At 29.1% G+C, this 18950-nt stretch carries 17 protein-coding genes; 7 read left to right on the top strand and 10 right to left on the bottom strand.

What is annotated here, in order from left to right:
• The first annotated feature begins 355 nt into the window (after window positions 1–355).
• Both tsaD and GQX97_RS01100 read left to right on the top strand, forming a co-directional pair.
• Window positions 356–1381: a tRNA (adenosine(37)-N6)-threonylcarbamoyltransferase complex transferase subunit TsaD gene (tsaD, locus tag GQX97_RS01095; protein ID WP_157150122.1), complete on the top strand. Its 1026-nt coding sequence runs from the start codon at window positions 356–358 to the stop codon at window positions 1379–1381.
• An 18-nt stretch (window positions 1382–1399) separates the two neighbouring features.
• Window positions 1400–1978: a lipopolysaccharide assembly protein LapB gene (locus GQX97_RS01100; RefSeq protein ID WP_157150123.1), complete on the top strand. Its 579-nt coding sequence runs from the start codon at window positions 1400–1402 to the stop codon at window positions 1976–1978.
• Here GQX97_RS01100 and GQX97_RS01105 read toward each other — a convergent pair.
• The 5 genes from GQX97_RS01105 to sdaAB form a co-directional block, all read right to left on the bottom strand.
• Window positions 1975–2673: an ATP-binding cassette domain-containing protein gene (locus GQX97_RS01105; protein ID WP_157150124.1), complete on the bottom strand. Its 699-nt coding sequence runs from the start codon at window positions 2671–2673 to the stop codon at window positions 1975–1977. The genes GQX97_RS01100 and GQX97_RS01105 overlap by 4 nt on opposite strands.
• A complete protein-coding gene (locus GQX97_RS01110) occupies window positions 2663–3400 on the bottom strand; it encodes an ABC transporter permease (RefSeq protein WP_157150125.1) in 738 nt (245 codons plus the stop codon). The genes GQX97_RS01105 and GQX97_RS01110 overlap by 11 nt, the downstream gene beginning before the upstream one ends.
• Window positions 3401–3498: 98 nt before the next feature.
• The gene (locus tag GQX97_RS01115; protein ID WP_157150126.1) at window positions 3499–4074 is read right to left on the bottom strand and encodes a GNAT family N-acetyltransferase; all 576 of its coding nucleotides are present in this window, start codon (window positions 4072–4074) and stop codon (window positions 3499–3501) included.
• 71 nt (window positions 4075–4145) lie between these two features.
• Window positions 4146–5027, bottom strand: coding sequence for an L-serine ammonia-lyase, iron-sulfur-dependent, subunit alpha (gene sdaAA / locus GQX97_RS01120; protein WP_157150127.1), 882 nt, complete (start codon window positions 5025–5027; stop codon window positions 4146–4148).
• A 27-nt stretch (window positions 5028–5054) separates the two neighbouring features.
• Window positions 5055–5729: an L-serine ammonia-lyase, iron-sulfur-dependent subunit beta gene (gene sdaAB, locus GQX97_RS01125; protein WP_157150128.1), complete on the bottom strand. Its 675-nt coding sequence runs from the start codon at window positions 5727–5729 to the stop codon at window positions 5055–5057.
• Between the two features lie 332 nt (window positions 5730–6061).
• Here sdaAB and xerD point away from each other — a divergent pair, with 332 nt between their 5' ends.
• The 3 genes from xerD (at window position 6062) to GQX97_RS01140 (ending at window position 10155) form a co-directional block, all read left to right on the top strand.
• Window positions 6062–6988: a site-specific tyrosine recombinase XerD gene (xerD, locus tag GQX97_RS01130; protein ID WP_157150129.1), complete on the top strand. Its 927-nt coding sequence runs from the start codon at window positions 6062–6064 to the stop codon at window positions 6986–6988.
• 31 nt (window positions 6989–7019) lie between these two features.
• Window positions 7020–9314, top strand: coding sequence for a hypothetical protein (locus tag GQX97_RS01135; protein WP_157150130.1), 2295 nt, complete (start codon window positions 7020–7022; stop codon window positions 9312–9314).
• A 337-nt stretch (window positions 9315–9651) separates the two neighbouring features.
• Window positions 9652–10155, top strand: a complete 504-nt coding sequence (locus GQX97_RS01140; protein ID WP_157150131.1) for a tRNA (cytidine(34)-2'-O)-methyltransferase — start codon at window positions 9652–9654, stop codon at window positions 10153–10155.
• Here the strand turns inward: GQX97_RS01140 and GQX97_RS01145 are convergent.
• Window positions 10152–11918 carry a cell wall metabolism sensor histidine kinase WalK gene (locus tag GQX97_RS01145; RefSeq protein ID WP_157150132.1) on the bottom strand — a complete coding sequence of 589 codons (1767 nt, stop codon included), beginning with the start codon at window positions 11916–11918 and terminating at the stop codon, window positions 10152–10154. The genes GQX97_RS01140 and GQX97_RS01145 overlap by 4 nt on opposite strands.
• Window positions 11919–11925: 7 nt before the next feature.
• On the bottom strand, window positions 11926–12609 hold the full coding sequence (locus GQX97_RS01150; RefSeq protein ID WP_157150133.1) for a response regulator transcription factor: 684 nt from the start codon (window positions 12607–12609) through the stop codon (window positions 11926–11928).
• Window positions 12610–12894: 285 nt separating this feature from the next.
• On the opposite strand from GQX97_RS01150, the gene gltA reads away from it, so the two are divergent.
• Together gltA and GQX97_RS01160 are read left to right on the top strand one after the other, a co-directional pair.
• Window positions 12895–14292 (top strand): NADPH-dependent glutamate synthase, encoded by a 1398-nt coding sequence (gene gltA, locus GQX97_RS01155; protein WP_157150134.1) that lies wholly within the window; start codon window positions 12895–12897, stop codon window positions 14290–14292.
• A gap of 167 nt (window positions 14293–14459) precedes the next feature.
• A complete protein-coding gene (locus GQX97_RS01160; RefSeq protein ID WP_157150135.1) occupies window positions 14460–16754 on the top strand; it encodes a DUF3536 domain-containing protein in 2295 nt (764 codons plus the stop codon).
• Here the strand turns inward: GQX97_RS01160 and GQX97_RS01165 are convergent.
• From GQX97_RS01165 to GQX97_RS01175, 3 genes are all read right to left on the bottom strand, one after another.
• Window positions 16751–17176, bottom strand: a complete 426-nt coding sequence (locus GQX97_RS01165) for a hypothetical protein (RefSeq protein ID WP_157150136.1) — start codon at window positions 17174–17176, stop codon at window positions 16751–16753. The two genes, GQX97_RS01160 and GQX97_RS01165, sit on opposite strands and share 4 nt — an antisense overlap.
• On the bottom strand, window positions 17173–17577 hold the full coding sequence (locus GQX97_RS01170) for a SoxR reducing system RseC family protein (RefSeq protein ID WP_157150137.1): 405 nt from the start codon (window positions 17575–17577) through the stop codon (window positions 17173–17175). Before GQX97_RS01170 ends, GQX97_RS01165 begins: the two co-directional genes overlap by 4 nt.
• Before the next feature lie 130 nt (window positions 17578–17707).
• Window positions 17708–18940 (bottom strand): dicarboxylate/amino acid:cation symporter, encoded by a 1233-nt coding sequence (locus tag GQX97_RS01175; RefSeq protein ID WP_157150138.1) that lies wholly within the window; start codon window positions 18938–18940, stop codon window positions 17708–17710.
• Window positions 18941–18950: the final 10 nt, after the last annotated feature.

An 18950-nucleotide genomic window follows, 5' to 3' on the forward strand; every position in this document is an offset into this window, starting at 1 on the left:
GATAAAGTTTTTATCATACGGATATACTTCAAGAAAGCCAAATATTTTAGTTTTATATGTATGAGATATGTATTAAATATGGTATAATATCTAAATTTGATCTAGAAATGTAGAGTTTTTGCTTCTTTGCGGCCGTACCATAGGCACTTCCTTCGGTCGCAAAATAAGTATGGGTTTTACTCTACGGGTACGCTTCGCAGGGGGACTAGTGCCCAAAGTTAAAAATCAAAAATTGACAAACTTAAAATTTTCAATATATATTAAATTTGAAGCAGTATAAAAACAATTAATGTTTACAAATAATTGAAAAAAGTATATATTATAAAATAAATATGCACTTTGGAGAAAACAAAAAATGAAAATATTAGGTATAGATACTTCTTGTGATGATACTTCAGTTGCTATAGTAGAAGATGGAAATAATGTTTTATCATCAGTATTAAGTTCTTCTATAGATGCTCATAAAGAGTTTCAAGGTGTAGTTCCAGAGATAGCGGCAAGAAAGCATTTGGAGGCTATACTTTATGTGATAGATAAGGCATTAAAAGACGCTGACACAACATTAGATGATATAGATTTATTTGCTGTTACAAACCGTCCCGGACTTTTAGGCTCGCTTCTTGTGGGAGTTGGAAGTGCTAAGGCTTTGGCTTTTTCTCTTAACAAACCATTACTAGCATTAGACCATATAGCAGCACACATTTATTCGCCTCATCTTACAAACAATATAGAGTTTCCGTATATAGCATTGGTTGTTTCAGGCGGACATACAATCATTACAGAAGTTCATGATTATGGCGAGTATAAAGTTGTTGGCACTACTTTAGATGATGCTGTGGGTGAGGCTTATGATAAGGTTTCTAAGTTTTTAAATCTTGGTTATCCGGGCGGACCTATTATAGACAAGCTTGCAAGAGAGGGAGACAAAGAAGCTATAAAATATCCTATAGTGCTTCTTAATGATGTTGATGAGTTTAATTTTTCTTATAGCGGACTTAAAACTGCTTGCGTATATTCTACACAAAAATATTTACAAAAAGGTTATGAGCCTACTAATGAAAATATAGCAGCTGCTTTTCAAATAAGTGCGATAGAGCCTTTATATATAAAAACTCTTAAATATGTTGAAAAAAGCGGTATAAAGAGAGTTACATTATCTGGGGGAGTGGCATGCAATAGTTATTTGCGTGAAAGGTTTGGAAACTCTAAAGACTTTGAATGTTATCTTCCTGCTTTAAAATATACTACAGACAATGCTGCTATGGTTGCAGGGCTTGCATACCATATGAAAGATAAAGAAGAGTTTGCTGATTATGCTTTGGATTGCTCTTCTAGGGTTTTAAATAAAAAATATAATAAAAATAAAAGTATAAAAAACTAATATATTTAGGAAATAAAAATGAACAGCAAAGAAAATCAATATTTCTACAGTGCTTTAAATAATATCAATAAAAAAGAATATGATAAGGCTATAGAAGATTTATTAAAGGTTATAGAATTAGATGAAAAGAATTTAGATGCTTATTATAATTTGGCTGCGGTTTATTGTGATATTAAGGATTATGATAATGCTATAAAAACTTATAATAAATCTATAGAAATATATCCGCATGATTTTGATATTTATTATAGTAAGGCTCAAATATATTTAGAGAGAAATGAAATAGAAAAAGCTATAGAAGATTTAGAAAAAGCAATATCTCTAAATAAGGCTTATTCTGATGCTTATTATTTACTTGCCGTTTGCTATAGAAGACAAAAGAAATACAAAACAGCACTTAAATATTTAAAAGAGACTTTAAAATATAACAGTGAAGATTATATTGCCTGCTATGATGTTTATAGAATATATAACATTTTTCTAAAGCATGAAAAAGATAATGAGAAAAAAGAAAAATATGAAAAGCTCTCTCAAAAATATTTAAAAAAGTCTGCAGATTTAGGTTATGATAAAGCGTTAGAGATATTAAAAGATTAATTGTTTATAAGAATATCCATTAACTTTGACTGCATATCTATATTATTATTTAAATCATTGCTTTCTAATTTTGTTTGAAATATTAACTTGGTAGAATTATTATTTTTTGAGAGAATATATATATAATCTCCAAGTATCAAAGCTTCTGATATATCATGCGTAACATAGATAATAGTTTTGTTTGTTTTTATTTGAATGTTTTTAATTATATCCAATAATTCTTTTTTTCTTTTAATATCCTGACCTTGCAATGGTTCGTCCATTAGTAAGAAGCTTGAATTATAGGCTAATGCTCTTGCTAATGATAATCTTTGTTTCATGCCTCCGCTAAGCTCATTTGGTTTGCTATGTATATTATCAATTAGATTGGTTATAGTTAATGCTTCTTTTATAGTTTTATCTCTTAGGTTTTTATCTTTAATTTTGTCTTTTAAAATATAATTAATATTTTCGTATGCGTTTAAATGATTTAATAATCTTGGCTCTTGATACACAAAAGAGGGGCTGTCAATTTGTTTAGCGATTATATTAAGAAGCGAAGTTTTTCCGCATCCTGATGAGCCTAATATAATATTTATTTTATTTATGTGTAAACTAATAGAAAAATCTTTAAATATTATGTTGTTATTGTATGAGAGGTTTATGTTATTTATTTGCAAAACATTATTAATTATTTTTTTATCATCACAAATCATTTTGAAGCCTCATTATAATTTCAAATATAATATTAAATATAATTGCAATCAAACAATATGCAAACAAACTAACTGTGTTTAAATATAAATGCGATTCATATAGTTTTGTGCCTAGTCCTAATGTTGGGAGAGTTATAATTTCTGAAGCTAATACGCTTTTCCAAGTCATACCCATTGATTGAGATATTGAAGTGAGTATATAGGGTTTTATTGATGGTATATACAAACTTATTAATTGATTTTTAAAAGACACATTATAAGAGTTTGACATTTCTATGAGGTTCTTATCAATGTTTATAATTCCATTTACTACAGCATCATATATTATTGGAAATATTACAAACAAAGATACAAATATAGGCACTAAATTATTATTAAACCATAATACTGCTATTAAAATAAGAGGTATAGTTGGAATTGTTCTAATAAAGTTTATAATAGGCATTAAAATATATCTAACACTTTTAAATATGCCAGCAATTATTCCTAATGTTATTGCAAGCAAAAATGAAAGCACAAAAGTAACTATTACTCTCATGAATGTATATAATAAATTAGAGTAAAAATCTTTTTGTGATATTATATTTGTTAAATCTAAAAAAATCTTATCTATACTTGGAAAAATAATTTCAGAATTAATTTTTATAGAAACAAAACTCCATATAGCTATAAATAATATGATTCCTATAAAAAAATATATAATCTTTTTTTTATTGTTTTTTTTCATTGTTTTAAACATGTTGAATTATTATTTAATTTTTTAATGATACTAGAAAAAAATAAATTGTCAAATTGTATTGATTATAGTTTTTATTTATAATTTTTTTATATTTGTTCTATAAAGTGTTTTTTGTATCTGTTCCAATAAACATCATAAACTCTTGATTTATTATCATCTAAGTTTAATTGATACATTCTAAAAGTTACTAATATATTTTTTGGCTGCCAGAGTTCCTCATAACTATATTTATAATGCATGCCAATTTTTTTCATTACTTCCCCGCTTGCAATATTATTTATGTCATGAGTAGCTGTAATATATTTGATATTATCATTTTTTAATTTTTCTACAACTTTTTTTGAAGCTTCTGTTATTATGCCTTTGTTCCAGTATTCTTTTTTAAGCCCATATCCAAAATCATTACTATCATTATTGTTTTCAAAATGTATATAGCCTATAGGAATATTATTTTCTTTAAGGCAAATAGCGTATCTATAAAAATTGCTATTCTCATTTGTTTCTAGATAAAATTTTTCTAGATGATTTTTAGTTTCTTCTATAGTTTTGAAAGGAAACCAAGGAAGATATTTATTAACTTCTTTGTCTGACAAAATGCTAAATAATGCTTCTGCGTCATTAATATTAAATTTTCTTATGATGAGTCTTTCTGTTGTAATCATATTATTTTTTATAAAAGTTAAAAATAAAAGGGCATACAAAATATTGTAAGCCCTTATTAATTATAATAAAATTATTTGTTAATTTTCCCTAAAAGTCTCTCAGCAATAGCACGTCCTGTAGGAGTGTTAGCAAGTCCGCCCTGCGAAGTTTCTTTAAATCTTTCATCCATACCATCACCAACTTCTTTCATAGCCATAACAACCTCATCAGCAGGAATAACACTCTTGAATCCCGCACAAGCCATCTCCGCACAAACTATAGCATGAACAGCTCCCAAAACATTTTTACTCATACAAGGCACTTCAACGAATCCAGCAACAGGATCGCAAACAAGCCCTAGTATAGCAGATAAAGATAAAGCAAAAGCATTAGCACACTGTTCAGGAGTCCCTCCCATAATCTCCGCACAAGCACAAGCAGCCATAGCAGAAGCACTTCCGCATTCAGCCTGACAACCACCGCCAGCCCCAGCAAATGTAGCAAGCTGAGCAATAATATCAGCAAGTCCCGCAGCTGTAAACATAGAATGCACTATATCTTCTCTTTTATATCCTCTGTTTTCGCATACAGTAAGCACCGCAGGCATTATTCCGCAGCTTCCTGCTGTTGGTGCTGCTATAATTTTACCCATACAAGCATTATAACCGCTGACTGCCATAGCAGCAGTAACTACTTCCCCTATAGTCTCTCCTAATATGCTTTTTTTGTTTTTATAAAACTTCTCTACTATATCAACACAGTCTTCTTGAAGTCCTGTTACAAAATTAAATTTATCCTTTTTTCCATTGATTACAGATTCTCTCATAATATCATAATAGCTAGACATCTGTTCTATTATTTTACTTCTATCAACTTTTTGACTATTAGCCTCTATATCTATAACTATATCACTAATTTTTTTATTTTGCTCTGTAGCTGTAGTAACTAATGATTCAATAGATTTTATATCCATAATTTATTTTCCTTTTAATAATAACATTTAATATAATTTATCTAAAAATACAAAATCTCTTATATTTTCTATTTTTCTAATTTTCTCTTCTATTTCTTTTGATATAACATCAGTCATACCAATAACTATAATAGCATATCCTTTATTAGGGCCTTCAAATTGAGGAGTAACATTCATATTTTCTATATTAATTCCTTTTTCAAAGATGATAGAAGTAACTTTAGCAATAATACCGGGTACATCTTTATTAACTATAGCTATAGTGGGGAAGTCTCCTTTGTAATGCACTTCTATACCATTTACTTTATCTAATACAATAAGCCCGCCTCCAATAGATGAAGCTAAAATATTTGCCTCATTATTTTCACCTTTTACTTCTATATAAACGCTGTTAGGGTGAAATGCTTCTCTTAAAGTTGTAGGTATAAATTCATATTTAAGATTATTTTCATTAGCTATTTTGTAACTATCTCTAAGCCTAGCATCATAAGTTTCAAATCCTAAAAGACCAGCTAAAATAGCTTTATCAGTGCCATGACCTTTCCAAGTGAGAGCAAAAGATCCATGTAAATATATTTTGGCTTCTTTTACATCCTCTCCCAAAATATTCTTAGCTAGTTTACCTATACGGCAAGCCCCTGCCGTGTGTGAACTAGAAGGTCCTATCATTACAGGTCCTATTATATCAAATAAAGTTGCCATAAAATTAGCCTCCATTTTTATATATATAATTTAACATATTCAATATATTTTAGATATATATTTTGTTAACTTTTTTTATATCAAATAAGAAAAAATAAATAAAATATTAAAATATTACTTTTTATAATATTGTTTTTTATAAAAAAATAGTAAAAATAACATTTAATTTTTAAAATATTTAATATTATTTAAACATAATAATATTATAAACAATATATTATGTTTAAATATATTGATTATATTACCGATAATATATGCAAGTGAACAGAATATTATAAAATTTTTATGTTTACTAAATTATGTATATATCTTAAAGAAAGAGGCAATATTAAATGTCAGTGAAGCAAATTTCAGATCAAGAAATATTATCAATGTATTTAAATTATGAGTCAATGGAGAAAGGGTTGTCACAAAATACACTAGAGTCTTATAGAAGAGACATAGTAATATACTTAGATTTTCTAGGCAGAAATAAAAAAACAATATTGAAAGCTACTAGGAAAGATATAGAAAAGTTCTTGAGTGAAAGAAAAGAGCAGGGCTCAAAGTCTAGAACAGTTGCAAGAAATAAAGTAAGTATAGTTAATTTGTATAAATTTTTAGTAATGGAAAATTATATTTCTAAGAACCCTACTGATAATTTAGAGGTAATACGTTTAAAAAGAGTGTTGCCAGAATCTTTAACTACTGAAGAGGTTGATGATTTATTATCTGTGCATAATGAAAAAACAGATAAGGGTTTGAGAGATAAGGCTATATTTGAACTTATGTATTCTTCTGGACTTAGAGTTAGTGAAATTTGTTCATTGAAAATAGAAGATATATTCTTTGACGAAAAATATTTAAAAATTTGCGGTAAAGGTAAAAGAGAGAGAATAGTTCCTATAAATGATAAAGCTTTAGATATTTTAAAGAGATATATTCAAACTAGCAGAGTAGTAATGGTTAAGGGTAAAAAGACCAGTGAATTATTTTTAAACTTTAGAGGAGATAAAATTTCTAGGGTAGGTATTTGGAAGATAGTAAAAGAGGCGATGAAAAAAAGCGGCATAGAGAAAAATGTTTATCCTCATACTTTAAGACATAGTTTTGCCACACACCTTCTTCAGCATGGTGCAGATTTAAGATCAGTTCAGAGAATGTTAGGACACTCTGATATCACTACAACAGAAATATATACACATGTTGATTCTACACATTTAAAAAAGCAGATTGCAAAACACCCTAAATATACAAAACATACTAGACAAAACAGCTAAAAAATAAAATAATAATTGGAAACTACTTTATATGAAAAAAAGCATTATAGCAACTACAATACTTTTACTTATAGCAACTTCTCTTATATTTCTTACTTTTGGTATAGGAGAGAGGCTTACTATAATTAATTATAATAACAATCTACAATATGCGATAGAAGAAGATGATAATAGTATAAGAACGCATAGAATAGATATGTATAATCCAGATTCTCTTACTTTGGTTCATAGTAAACCTATATTTAATGAATATAACTTGGCTGTAGATTTGGATGATTTTTATGTAGATGAAGATATAAGCGTGAGAGAGGATATAGATCTTTTTAATCAGGAATTATTATTGAGTGATGAGGAGATGAGCAGTGAAATGCCTAATCCTAATGTACTTCCTGCTATGGTTTTCTCTGGAAATACTACTGATAAAACTTCTGATAAATTAAGCAAGGCTATAGAAGGTGCTATTGCTAATTCTAAGAAAAGAGATGCTCCTCGTGTTTCTATAGATTTATCTAAGATATCAGTATTTAGATATGAACCTGTAGTTATAAATGCTTCTATATATACAGATGATAAAGTAGAGAATTTAAGTGTTTATGTAAGGTATAAGAAAGATAAAAGTGTAAGAAAGAATGTTGATGATAGATATCCTATTAATGTATTTAAATTAAAAAATGCAGAGTATAAAGCGACTTATTTACATCCATTTGGAGGAGATTTGGGTGAATATCAGGCGGTTGTGCTTGTACAGACAAAAAGCGGAGTTTATGGTTATACAAAAGATTTTACTGTAAAAGGAAGACAATCTCCGCCTGCTAAAGAGACAAAAAAGATAACTACGTTAGAATATGCTATAGATTTAACTACTAAGAAAATTCCTAATATAGAAACAGGAGCATTAACAGAGGATTATAATGCAATATACGACTGGGTTCGTTATATGAAATGTGATACTTTGTGGGTAATAGGAGGACAGACTACAGGGTGGACTGGCGGTATTACTCCTGAAAAACCTTGGGCTTCTGCTATGATTAAGAATGTTGAGAACCTAGCTGCTTCAAAATCTAAGGGCAATGTTGAGCTTGGTGCTTATGTTATGAGCTATTTTGCTGCTGGCGGCGGACACAGAAAAGGCGGATATGAAGTTTCTGTTGGATACAATTCCAGTACTAAAAGTTTGGTAGAAAGCAGACATATTTCTTTGGGCGACCCTAAGAGAGTGCAGGATATAATAGATATATTAAAAAGATATGATGCTAATCCTAATATATCATATATTGGTTTGGACTTTATTAGAACTGGTGAAGTTGATGGTTATGAGTTGGTTGATGAGATGGTAGAGCTTACTGGAGTTTATACTCCTGCTAATTGGTCTACTATGAACAAGGCTGCTCGTATGCGTTGGCTTGCTGTTAATAGAGGCAGAAAAGAAATAGGCATGAAGTGGAGATGGTATAGAGCTCATAAAGAATCGCTTATTATAAAAGCAATAAAAGATTCTGGAATAAAGAAAAAATTATGGGCATTTACTTTAGGTTGGAATCATGGGCAGGAACATGGACAAGATCCTTATATGTTCTTTGATGCTGGTATTGACTATGATGCTGTTATGATATATGAAGCTAGCCGTCCTCAGCATGTAGGTATGCTTGCTGCTTGGCCTAGATATTTATCTGGTGAGTACAATGTTTTAGTTGGTAATATGATTGATAATAGGCTTCAAGACGGCAGTTTGAGACCTGAGCTTGAATATATGAGAAGGGTTTATGAGTCTGAGGCTAAATTCAACAGAAGCAGCAGAATAAGAGGAGTATTCTTCCATGATGTATCAAGAATGTTGTGGTCTAAGTTTAGAGGTCCTAATACTATAAAAGAATGGGCTAATATTAATGCTTCTATAGTTTCAAGAATAGAAGAAAAATATTCTGAAAACCCATTTAATGTTACTGTTAAGCTTAATGAGAGAAACAGAACAGGAGTGCTTACTATAGTTAATAGAACTTCTAGAAGACTTAATAATGTTAAGATTAAAACTGATTTATCTCAGGCATTAGCTGCTATTGTTCTTGACAGTGAAGTTGTTACAATAGATGCTGGAGCTAGTGTAGAGATAGGATTTAGATATTCTTATGGTAAAAGCAGATATTCTTCACTTATGTCATTTAGAGTTATGTCAGAATCTGGTGAAGAAAATGTTGCTGTTGCTTATACTCTTCTTAACTCGCTTAGAGTTGTTGAACCTAAAAAAGAGGAAGAAGTTGAAGAAAAGCCTGCTATTGTAGCTAAGGGTGAAGAAAGCAACAACGAAAAGGCAGTAAATGACAATTAATTAGAATATAATTAAAGGAGTCTTTTAAGGCTCCTTTTTTGATTTAACAAATATGTTTTGTTAGTTTTTTATAAATATAAATTATAATTTTTGTGAAATAAAATATTGTTATGTATTAAATATGCTGTGAAATATAAAAATAACTTAAAAATGCAGTTCTTTTGCTTCTTTTATATCAATACCACGGGCACTTCCTTCGGTCGTCCTGAAGGACTCCCTTTGGTCGTAAAAGAAGTGGGGTGCTGCACGGTGTGTACTTCGTTAATGGCAAAGCCCTGCAAATAATTAAAATAAAAAACATTTTTGATAAACTTAAAGTTTTTTAGTATATATAAACATGAAAGAGAAAATTAATATAAGCAATGAAAATTTTAATGTGTCAATAGCATTATATAGACCTGAGATTCCTTCTAACACTGGAAATATAGGGAGGCTTTGTGTGGGATTAAATATATCACTTCACATAGTGTCAAAACCATCATTTATACTAAGTGCTAAAGAGATTAGAAGGGCAGGGCTTGATTATTGGGAAAAGTTAAACCTAATAAAACATGAAAATGAACACACTTTCTTAGAATATTGCAAAGAAAACAACAAAAGAATAGTGCCTATATCAAAGTTTGGAGCTATTCGTTATGATGAGTTTAATTATAGCAATGATGATATACTTTTGTTTGGAAGAGAAAGTACAGGTTTAAGAGAATCCATATGGGAAAATGATGCTGCTAATTCTGTGTATTTGCCTATGAGTGATGATATACGCTCTATTAATGTATCGAATACCGCTGCTATAGTTTCTTATGAGGCCTTTAGGCAATTATGCTTAAATAAAAATATTTAAACAGCTTTCTTTATAGTTTTTTCCTTTTCTTCATTACACAATGTAAATACAACGCTTATTTCTGTTCCAACATTTTCTTCGCTTTTTACATGTATATCAGCGTTATAATTATTGCATATATTTTTTACTATTGTTAGTCCAAGCCCCGTTCCATTGACTTTAAGGTATTTATTGTTTTTTACCCTAAAAAATCTTTCAAATATTCTGTTTAAATACTGCGGGGCTATTCCGCAGCCTGTATCTTTTACTGTAAAAATTGCTTTATCTTTATCTGTACTTAGAATAATTTTTACATTTCCGCCATCATCTGTATATTTTATTGCATTGTCTACAAGATTATTAATAACCTCTGTTATTTTTTCTTTATTAGCCATTATAAAAGCAGATTCTATATTTAAGTCTATTGTAATATCTCTTTTTTGTGCTTTTAATTTATTGCTGTCATAAACATTAAGTATTATTTCTTTTATATCCATTTTCTCATCTATAGTCTCTTGCCAATTAGCCTCTATTCTACTTAATGTAAGCATATCCATAACCAACTCTTTCATTCTCAATGCTTCTGAGTTTATTCTGTTTAAAAAATCATTTAAGTTCTTTCCTCCGCCAGTAGCTAATAAAAGCTCAGAATAACCCAAAATGGAAGTTAGCGGAGTTTTTAATTCATGAGAAGCATTGATAAAAAAGTCTTGTTTTTCTATTTCTAATTTTCTAATATCTGTAACATCTTCAAATTTTATTAAAGCGGATATATTTTCGTTGTTGTGTATTGGTATTATAGTTATTTCTATATCCATATTATGTTCTTTTGTATCAAACTTTGAAAAACTTGCCAATTCTATTGCATTGTCTATCTTTTTTATTACATTTTCATCTTTTATTATCTCATTCAAATTATTAACTGTTCTCTCCCCAATGTCCAAAAAATCTATAGCAAATTGATTAATAAAAAATATTTCTTTTTTATTATTAACAGCAATAATTCCCTGAGCAATATTTTCTAATACATAATTAAGTTTTTCTTTTTCTGTTTGATATGCTATGATATTGTTATTCAAATCAACAGCAACTTCATTAATATCATAAATTATATTGTTAATATCATTAAACCCCGTAAGGTTTTTAGGTGTAAGTGAGCGGTTGTTATATATATTGTCTAATGTTTCCTTAATAATATAAAAAGGATTCATAATATTTCTAGACACTAAAGGAAGTACAAAAGCCATGAGTATTACAACAACAGTTATTACCATAACAGCAGTAAATAAAAATGTAGTTAAATATTTATTAATAGAATCCATAGGGATAGATACTCTTAATATATAATCAACAAAGTCATCAGATTTGATTTTTTTTGATGCATATATGTATGGCGTTTTTTGACTAATGGAAGTGCTTATTGAAAAAGAAGGTTCATCATTTGTGTTGTGTAAGGCTTCTATAACGTCGCTTCTGTTATTATGATTGCCTAATGTAGTTTTTGCTGTGTCGCTGATAGTGTCTGCAATAACTACACCATTTGTAGATATTATACTTATTCTTAATTCTTCTTTATCTGATTGTAATACAAAATTTTTAAAATCTTCTTCTGTCTTAACATCATATATATTTATTTCTTTTTGAAGCATCTCTATAATATTAACAATCATTACTCTGCTATACATAATATTATTATACTGCACTGTAAAAAGAATTCCTATAAACATTAAAGCACTTGATAATATAAGAATAAATAATGATTTTAAAAATATATTTCTAATCATAAAATAATTAAATTTCTATTAATTTATATCCCATTCCTCTAATAGTAATAATATTTTCTTTGTGTAAATCTAATTTTTGCCTAATAGATTTAATATGCATATCAATGGTTCTTGTTTCCATAGAATGCTCAACTCCCCAAACCTCTTCAAGCATCATCTCTCTATCTACAACATTATTAGCATTTTCCATAAGCAGTTTTAATAAGTCAAACTCTTTTTGTGTGAGAGAAACCTGCCTATCATTAACATAAACTACTCTTTTTTTTACTATTAGTTTTATCTCACCAAATGTCAATTCTTCTGTATCCACTCTCACATCTTTTTTTCTCAAATTAGCTTTAATTCTAGCTATGAGTTCTAATACAGAGAAAGGCTTTGGTATATAATCATCAGCACCTAAATTAAGCCCAGTAACTATATTAATCTCACTAGATTTTGCTGTAAGCATTATCACTTTTATAGGTAAATGGGCATAATCTGTTCTTATTATTTTTAGTATCTCAGTACCTTCCATATCAGGAAGCATAATATCTAAAAGTATTAAACTAGGTATATTGTTTTTTAAAGCTTCAAGCATATCTTTGCCATTACTGAAGCATTCTATATTAAACCCTGCCTCTTCAACAGTGTATTTAATCAAATCTCTTATATTATCATCATCTTCTACAGAATAAATAAGTTCTTTTTCCATAAAATTTCCACTCTTATAATTTTTCTTTTTTGTATTATATATTTATTTTGTTCAATATACAAGTGTTTGTCAATATAAAAAGAAAAAAAACTTTATTTATATTTTATAACAATTATGGTATATTTATATTATATAATATTAATAAAAATTATATATTAAACTTAATTATTTCTTTTTTATATTATATTATGATAAAATAAAAATATATCATTGCTATATTTTTATTTTGTTGTATAATATTATCAAATTATTTAATATTGTTCTAAAAAATAGGAGAATATATATATGCCACCACGATCAAAATTAGGTGAAATACCTAGGCAAGAAATGCCTCAAAGAAGTGCTGAAGAGCGTAAAAAAGATTTTAAAGAAGTTCCTCTTGGTTATACAGAAGAACAAGCATATACTGAATCATTAAGATGTTTGGACTGTAAAGTTCCGCATTGTATGGAAGGCTGTCCTGCTAAAGTAAAAATTCCTGAGTTTATAGGGCTTATAGCTGAAAAGAAATTTTTAGAAGCAGCTAAAAAAATAAAAGAAACTAATGCATTGCCTGCAGCTTGCGGAAGGGTATGTCCTCAGGAAGAACAATGTGAACAGAGATGTGTTGTTGGTAAGAAATTTGAGCCTGTTGCTATTGGTAAATTAGAGATGTTTGTTGCTGACTATGAAAGAAAGCATGCAAAACATGAAGATTTAAAAGTAGAAAAGAACGGCAAAAAAGTATGCATTATAGGTGCTGGTCCTGCTGGTTTGGCTTGTGCGGGAGACTTAATAAAATTAGGTTATGATGTTACAGTGCTTGAGGCTTTACATACTATAGGCGGAGTACTTATGTATGGTATTCCTGAGTTCCGTTTGCCTAAAGAATTGGTTGCTCATGAGGTAGAAAACCTTAAAAAAGATGGTGTTAAATTTAAAATAAATGAAGTTGCTGGTATATCTTTAGATTTCAATGAATTAAGAAAAGAATATGATGCTGTATTTTTGGGTACAGGTGCAGGACTTCCTGTATTTTTAAATGTACCGGGTGAGCATTTCTGCGGTGTTTATTCTGCTAACGAATATTTAACTCGTGTAAACTTAATGGGTGCTTATAAATTCCCAGAAGTAGATACTCCTGTTATAAAACATAAAAGAGTTGCTGTATTAGGCGGCGGTAACGTTGCTATGGATGCTTGCAGAACTGCAGTAAGACTTGGTGCTGAAAAAGTATATATTATATATAGAAGAACAGAAAAAGAGCTTCCTGCAAGAGTTGAAGAAGTTCATCACGCTATGGAAGAGGGGGTTGATTTTAGATTCTTAAGAGCTCCTTTAGAAATTCTTGGCGATGAGAATGATAATGTAAAAGGTGTTAGAACTCAAGTTATGGAGCTTGGTGAGCCTGATGCTGATGGAAGAAGAAAACCTGTGGCTGTTGAAGGAAAAACTGAAGATATAGATGTTGATGCTGTTATTATTGCTATAGGTACTACTCCTAATCCGCTTATATCTAGAAAAGTGCCTGAATTACAAACTACTAAAAAAGGTACTTATGTAATAGATGAAGAGACAGGTGCTACTTCTTTAGAGGGTGTATTTGCTGGCGGTGATGCTGCTCGCGGTGCTGCTACTGTTATACTTGCTATTGGTGACGGTAAAAGAGCTGCTGCTGGTATACATAAATATTTATCTAAGTAAAAATATATCCAAATAAAAAATAATGCCCAATACAAATAGTATTGGGCTTTTTTTATGCTTAAAAAACAAACCTTTATTTCGATAATTAAAATAAAAATTATTTACTTGCAAATATATGTAAGTTTATTTATACTATGAAATAATCTTTTTGTATTAGGATTCTGATTATGAAATATTTAATATTGCATGGGCATTTTTATCAGCCTCCAAGAGAAAATCCATTTTTAGGAGAGATAGAAAAGGAGATAAGTGCTTCTCCTGCTCATGATTGGAATGAAAGAATAACTAATGAATGCTATAGCCCAAATGCTTATTCAAGAATATTAGACGGTTATGGCAGAATTACAGATATGTCTAATAATTATCAGTATATAAGCTTTAATTTTGGACCTACATTGTTGGATTATATTGCTGATAAGAAACCAGATTTATTACAGAGAATATTAGAAGCAGATAAGCTTAGTATAGAAAGGTTAGGGTATGGTAATGCCATTGCTCAGGTTTATAATCATATAATTTTACCGCTTGCCAAAAAAGAAGATATGGTAGTGCAAATTAAATGGGGACTTTACAACTTTGAAAAATATTTTAAAAGAAAGTCAAAAGGAATATGGCTTTCTGAGGCGGCTATAAATTTAGATGTTGTTGATGCTTTATGTGATTGTGGAGTTAAGTTTACAATACTCTCTCCATATCAGGCACATTATGTTAAGGGTATTACTCAGAGTGATGTATCTGGGGCTAGAATAGACACATCTAAACCTTATTGGCTTTATGGTCATAATGGTAAGAGGATTGCTGTATTTTTTTATGACCCTTATATATCAAATGCTATAGCTTTTGAGCATTTGCTTTGTTCTGCTGAGAAATTGGCTGAGAGAATAAGAAATGCTTATGGAGATAGGAAGCTTGTTAATATTGCTACAGATGGTGAGAGCTATGGGCATCATGAACCTTTTGGGGATATGTGTTTAGCTAGATATTTCCATGATAATATTCATTATGATCATATTACACCTACGAATTATGAGCATTATTTAAGTATATGTCCTCCTACTGAAGAGGTGATATTGCATGAAGGAGAGGGTAAAAGAGGAACTTCTTGGAGTTGTTCGCATGGTGTTGAAAGGTGGAGAAGTAATTGCGGATGCGGAGGAGATGGTGTTATTGATTTGTCTTGGAGAAAGGGGCTTAGAGATGCTTTTGATATACTTAGGAATATGCAAGACAAATTATTTGCATTATTTTTAAACTTCACTAATGAATCTAGAAACTCTATTAGAGAAGAGTATGTTAGGGCTATATATAATGATTCTGATGCTAAAGATTTATATGAAATATGCTCTAAACATATATCTTTTAAAGAGTTTATATTTTTAATGGAATCTTATAAATATTCATTATTTGCTTATACTTCTTGCGGATGGTTTTTTGAGGATGTTTCTAGGATAGAGCCTATTAAAAATATGCAATATGCTGAGAGGTCTTTCCATTATGCTAGAATGCTTGTTAAAGATAAGAATGCTCTTTTTGTAGAAGAGGCTTATCAGAAATTTTTAGAAGCGTTGGAAACTTCAATTAGTAATAAAAAAGAACATCATAATGCTAGATATTTTTATGAGAAAAATGCTAAGATAGATTTATTTACTAAGCTTTATATTATTAACCAGTTTATATTTAATTTAATTGCAAGCGATTATAAAGAAAAAGAGATCAATATTTTTAAACATAATATTAAAGCTGCTCTAATAGATAAAAAACATATTGAAGGCGTAATGAGTGATAATATAACATCAGATTTATATTTTAAAGTTGACACTATTGAAGAGAATTATGAATTAAAAAACAATATTACACTTTCTGAAAATAAAGATTGTAATGATAATTTAGTATATACTATGTGTTTGAAAGATTTAAGTTCTGATATTAGAGATAAGTTTGCAGATTCTTTATTTAAAGAGGATATTTCTAAATTAGATAATATAATGCATAAAATATATCCTGAATATGAAAAACTATTTAAATATTTTAACACAAATGGTATTACACCAGATTATGACTATAGAAGATTGATGGGAGCTATGGATTCTCCTATATTAAGAGAGCTTATACTCTCAAAAGGAAGAGATGCCTATGATGAGGTTTCTAAAGAGTTAAAAGATGCGAGAAATGCTGGTATATTTATTTCTAACAGTGGTATATCTGAAGTTGTTGGAGAGAATATTAAAAAGGCATTAAATGAGCTTTATGAAACTGGAAATGGAAAAATAATATTTGATTTATTAAGGGATATTAAGTTTTTATCTAATAATGATATGCCTATAGACAGAAACACTTATGAAAATATATTTTATAAGATACTTCTAAAATATAAGGGACTTCTTATAAGTTTTGATGAAGAAGAGAAAAAATTGTTTGTAGAGCTTGGCTATTGGCTTAATTTCAATATGGATAAAGTTTAATTATTTGTATTATTTTTTAGTTTTAGTGTTCCGTTTACTAAAGATATAGCCACATCAAAAGAATTGTTAGTGTAGGAATGAATGTTGATTCTTATTACTTTGTTAGGGTCTATTGAACTTTTTGCTAGTTCAACACTTCCGTTTTCTTTACCGAAACCATTATGCTGAGTGATATAATAACCTTCATTCTTCCATAAATAATTAGCATACTTAACACTATTATATAAAGCATTTGTATCATTTTTAAAAGTATATATATAATTATCCTCAAACTTTTCTACTTTTGGTTTTATTTCTAGAGAAGTAATTTTATAAACAGAAGATACTGTATCATTTCCTATCTTGTAAAAAGTTTCATAATTAGTTTTGCAAGATGCAAATAAAAATAATATCGAAACAAATATTATATATTTAATTTTCATAAATTATTTTTTGCTATTATATTAGCTATAACCTTATTATTTTTTTTTAATTTTAGTACGCCAACAAACACATAAACAAAAAAGAATACAAAAGAAATTATAGGTCCTAAATCATGATTAATATCAGCAATTTTAGATATATAATTACCAACAAAATATCCTATTATAAGACATAGTAATGGTATTATATAAACAAAGAAATTAGTAGATTTTTTAAGTTCTTCTACTTCTATAATAACATTGTCCCCATTAGCAGCATTTATATTATTATTAGCTCTTAATATAACAGGTTTTCCAGCAGAGCATATTTTACAACCATCGCAGCTTGAACTTCTTTGTAATTGTACTTTAGCAATATTGTTATTATATGTTTCTAAAACAACAGCCAACTCTCTTCTCATATATAATTATCCTTCAATAGAAAGTAAATATTATTATATAACATTGAATAATAAATATCAATTATGTCATTTAATATAATAAAAAAGCATGCTATTAATTTTAGCATGCTTTTATTTTTTTATAATATTTTTAAGATTGTGTAACTTTTTGTTTGAACCAATCTTTTCCTTCTACTATTCTTGAAACCAACATACCAGCCACATTGTCTCCAACAGAATTAACCATAGTAGCAGGAGGATCAACCAATATACCAATAGTAGCTATTAAAGGGAAAGCCTCAGGCGGGAAACCGTATATAGAAACAATAAGCATTTCACTTATAAGTCCGCCGCCCGGTATAGCACCATTAGCCATACCAGCAAGTACAACAAATATTATAGAACCAATCCAAACCTCAATACCAGTAAAGTTCATTCCAAATACACCATAAAGAAAAGCTATTTTTAATATTCCGCTTAAACAAGTACCGTCCATATGAGCAGTAGCACCTATAGGTAAAACTATATTTCTAATATCTTCATTAATACCTATTTTTTTAGAAGCCTCTAAGTTTATAGGAAGTGTAGCAATAGAGCTTTGTGTTGATAAAGAAGTTATTACAGGAGTAATTAAATGTTTCATTGATTTTACTCCATATTTTCCAGCAGCAATATATCCATAAATAGGGAAGAAAATAAAGAAATATAAAAAAGCAGCAGGATAATAAACAGCACAAGCCCTCGCATAAGTACCTATTAACTCTGGTCCAAATTTACCAACCAAATTAGCAAAATAAGCACCCAAACCTATAGGAGCATAATACATTATAATGCTAACTAATTTCATCAAAGCAAGTGTGGCCGCTTCAATAACAGGGATTAAAGGCTTAGCTTTCTCTCCTACTAATTTTATAGAAAAACCAAAGAACAAAGAAAATACTATAAGAGGAAGCATATTGCTTATAGAAAGCAAATCTTTAAAATCTGTAACTGTAACCATTTTTACTAATTGTTCTGATACTTTAGGAGGATTAGGCTCTTCAACTTGAGTGATAGGCATAGTAAAACCTTCAGCAGGATTAAATACTCTAACAGTAACTATCATTATAGTTGCAGCAATAAGTCCTGTAATGATAAATACTATAAACATTGAAGCTACTATTTTACCTAATCTCTTCATATTGTCCATTTGAATAATAGAGTTCGTGATAGATAAAAATATCAAAGGAACAACTACAGTAAAAAGTATATTAATAAATATATCCCCAAATGGCTTTAAAACAGTGGCCTTCTCTTTGAGAACTATTCCCAATATACTTCCTATCACTACTCCAGAAACTAATAGTATTGGAAACTTATAATTTTTCCAAAAAGAACTTTTCATGAAAATCTCC

This window comes from Brachyspira sp. SAP_772 (assembly GCF_009755885.1).
In the GTDB taxonomy this organism is placed as follows: Bacteria; Spirochaetota; Brachyspiria; order Brachyspirales; family Brachyspiraceae; genus Brachyspira.

Bases quoted from the DNA above. Each gene is read 5' to 3' on its own strand.
- tsaD (WP_157150122.1), top strand. From the start codon at position 356: ATGAAAATATTAGGTATAGATACTTCTTGTGATGATACTTCAGTTGCT.
- GQX97_RS01100 (WP_157150123.1), top strand. From the start codon at position 1,400: ATGAACAGCAAAGAAAATCAATATTTCTACAGTGCTTTAAATAATATC.
- GQX97_RS01105 (WP_157150124.1), bottom strand. From the start codon at position 2,673: ATGATTTGTGATGATAAAAAAATAATTAATAATGTTTTGCAAATAAAT.
- GQX97_RS01110 (WP_157150125.1), bottom strand. From the start codon at position 3,400: ATGAAAAAAAACAATAAAAAAAAGATTATATATTTTTTTATAGGAATC.
- GQX97_RS01115 (WP_157150126.1), bottom strand. From the start codon at position 4,074: ATGATTACAACAGAAAGACTCATCATAAGAAAATTTAATATTAATGAC.
- sdaAA (WP_157150127.1), bottom strand. From the start codon at position 5,027: ATGGATATAAAATCTATTGAATCATTAGTTACTACAGCTACAGAGCAA.
- sdaAB (WP_157150128.1), bottom strand. From the start codon at position 5,729: ATGGCAACTTTATTTGATATAATAGGACCTGTAATGATAGGACCTTCT.
- xerD (WP_157150129.1), top strand. From the start codon at position 6,062: ATGTCAGTGAAGCAAATTTCAGATCAAGAAATATTATCAATGTATTTA.
- GQX97_RS01135 (WP_157150130.1), top strand. From the start codon at position 7,020: ATGAAAAAAAGCATTATAGCAACTACAATACTTTTACTTATAGCAACT.
- GQX97_RS01140 (WP_157150131.1), top strand. From the start codon at position 9,652: ATGAAAGAGAAAATTAATATAAGCAATGAAAATTTTAATGTGTCAATA.
- GQX97_RS01145 (WP_157150132.1), bottom strand. From the start codon at position 11,918: ATGATTAGAAATATATTTTTAAAATCATTATTTATTCTTATATTATCA.
- GQX97_RS01150 (WP_157150133.1), bottom strand. From the start codon at position 12,609: ATGGAAAAAGAACTTATTTATTCTGTAGAAGATGATGATAATATAAGA.
- gltA (WP_157150134.1), top strand. From the start codon at position 12,895: ATGCCACCACGATCAAAATTAGGTGAAATACCTAGGCAAGAAATGCCT.
- GQX97_RS01160 (WP_157150135.1), top strand. From the start codon at position 14,460: ATGAAATATTTAATATTGCATGGGCATTTTTATCAGCCTCCAAGAGAA.
- GQX97_RS01165 (WP_157150136.1), bottom strand. From the start codon at position 17,176: ATGAAAATTAAATATATAATATTTGTTTCGATATTATTTTTATTTGCA.
- GQX97_RS01170 (WP_157150137.1), bottom strand. From the start codon at position 17,577: ATGAGAAGAGAGTTGGCTGTTGTTTTAGAAACATATAATAACAATATT.
- GQX97_RS01175 (WP_157150138.1), bottom strand. From the start codon at position 18,940: ATGAAAAGTTCTTTTTGGAAAAATTATAAGTTTCCAATACTATTAGTT.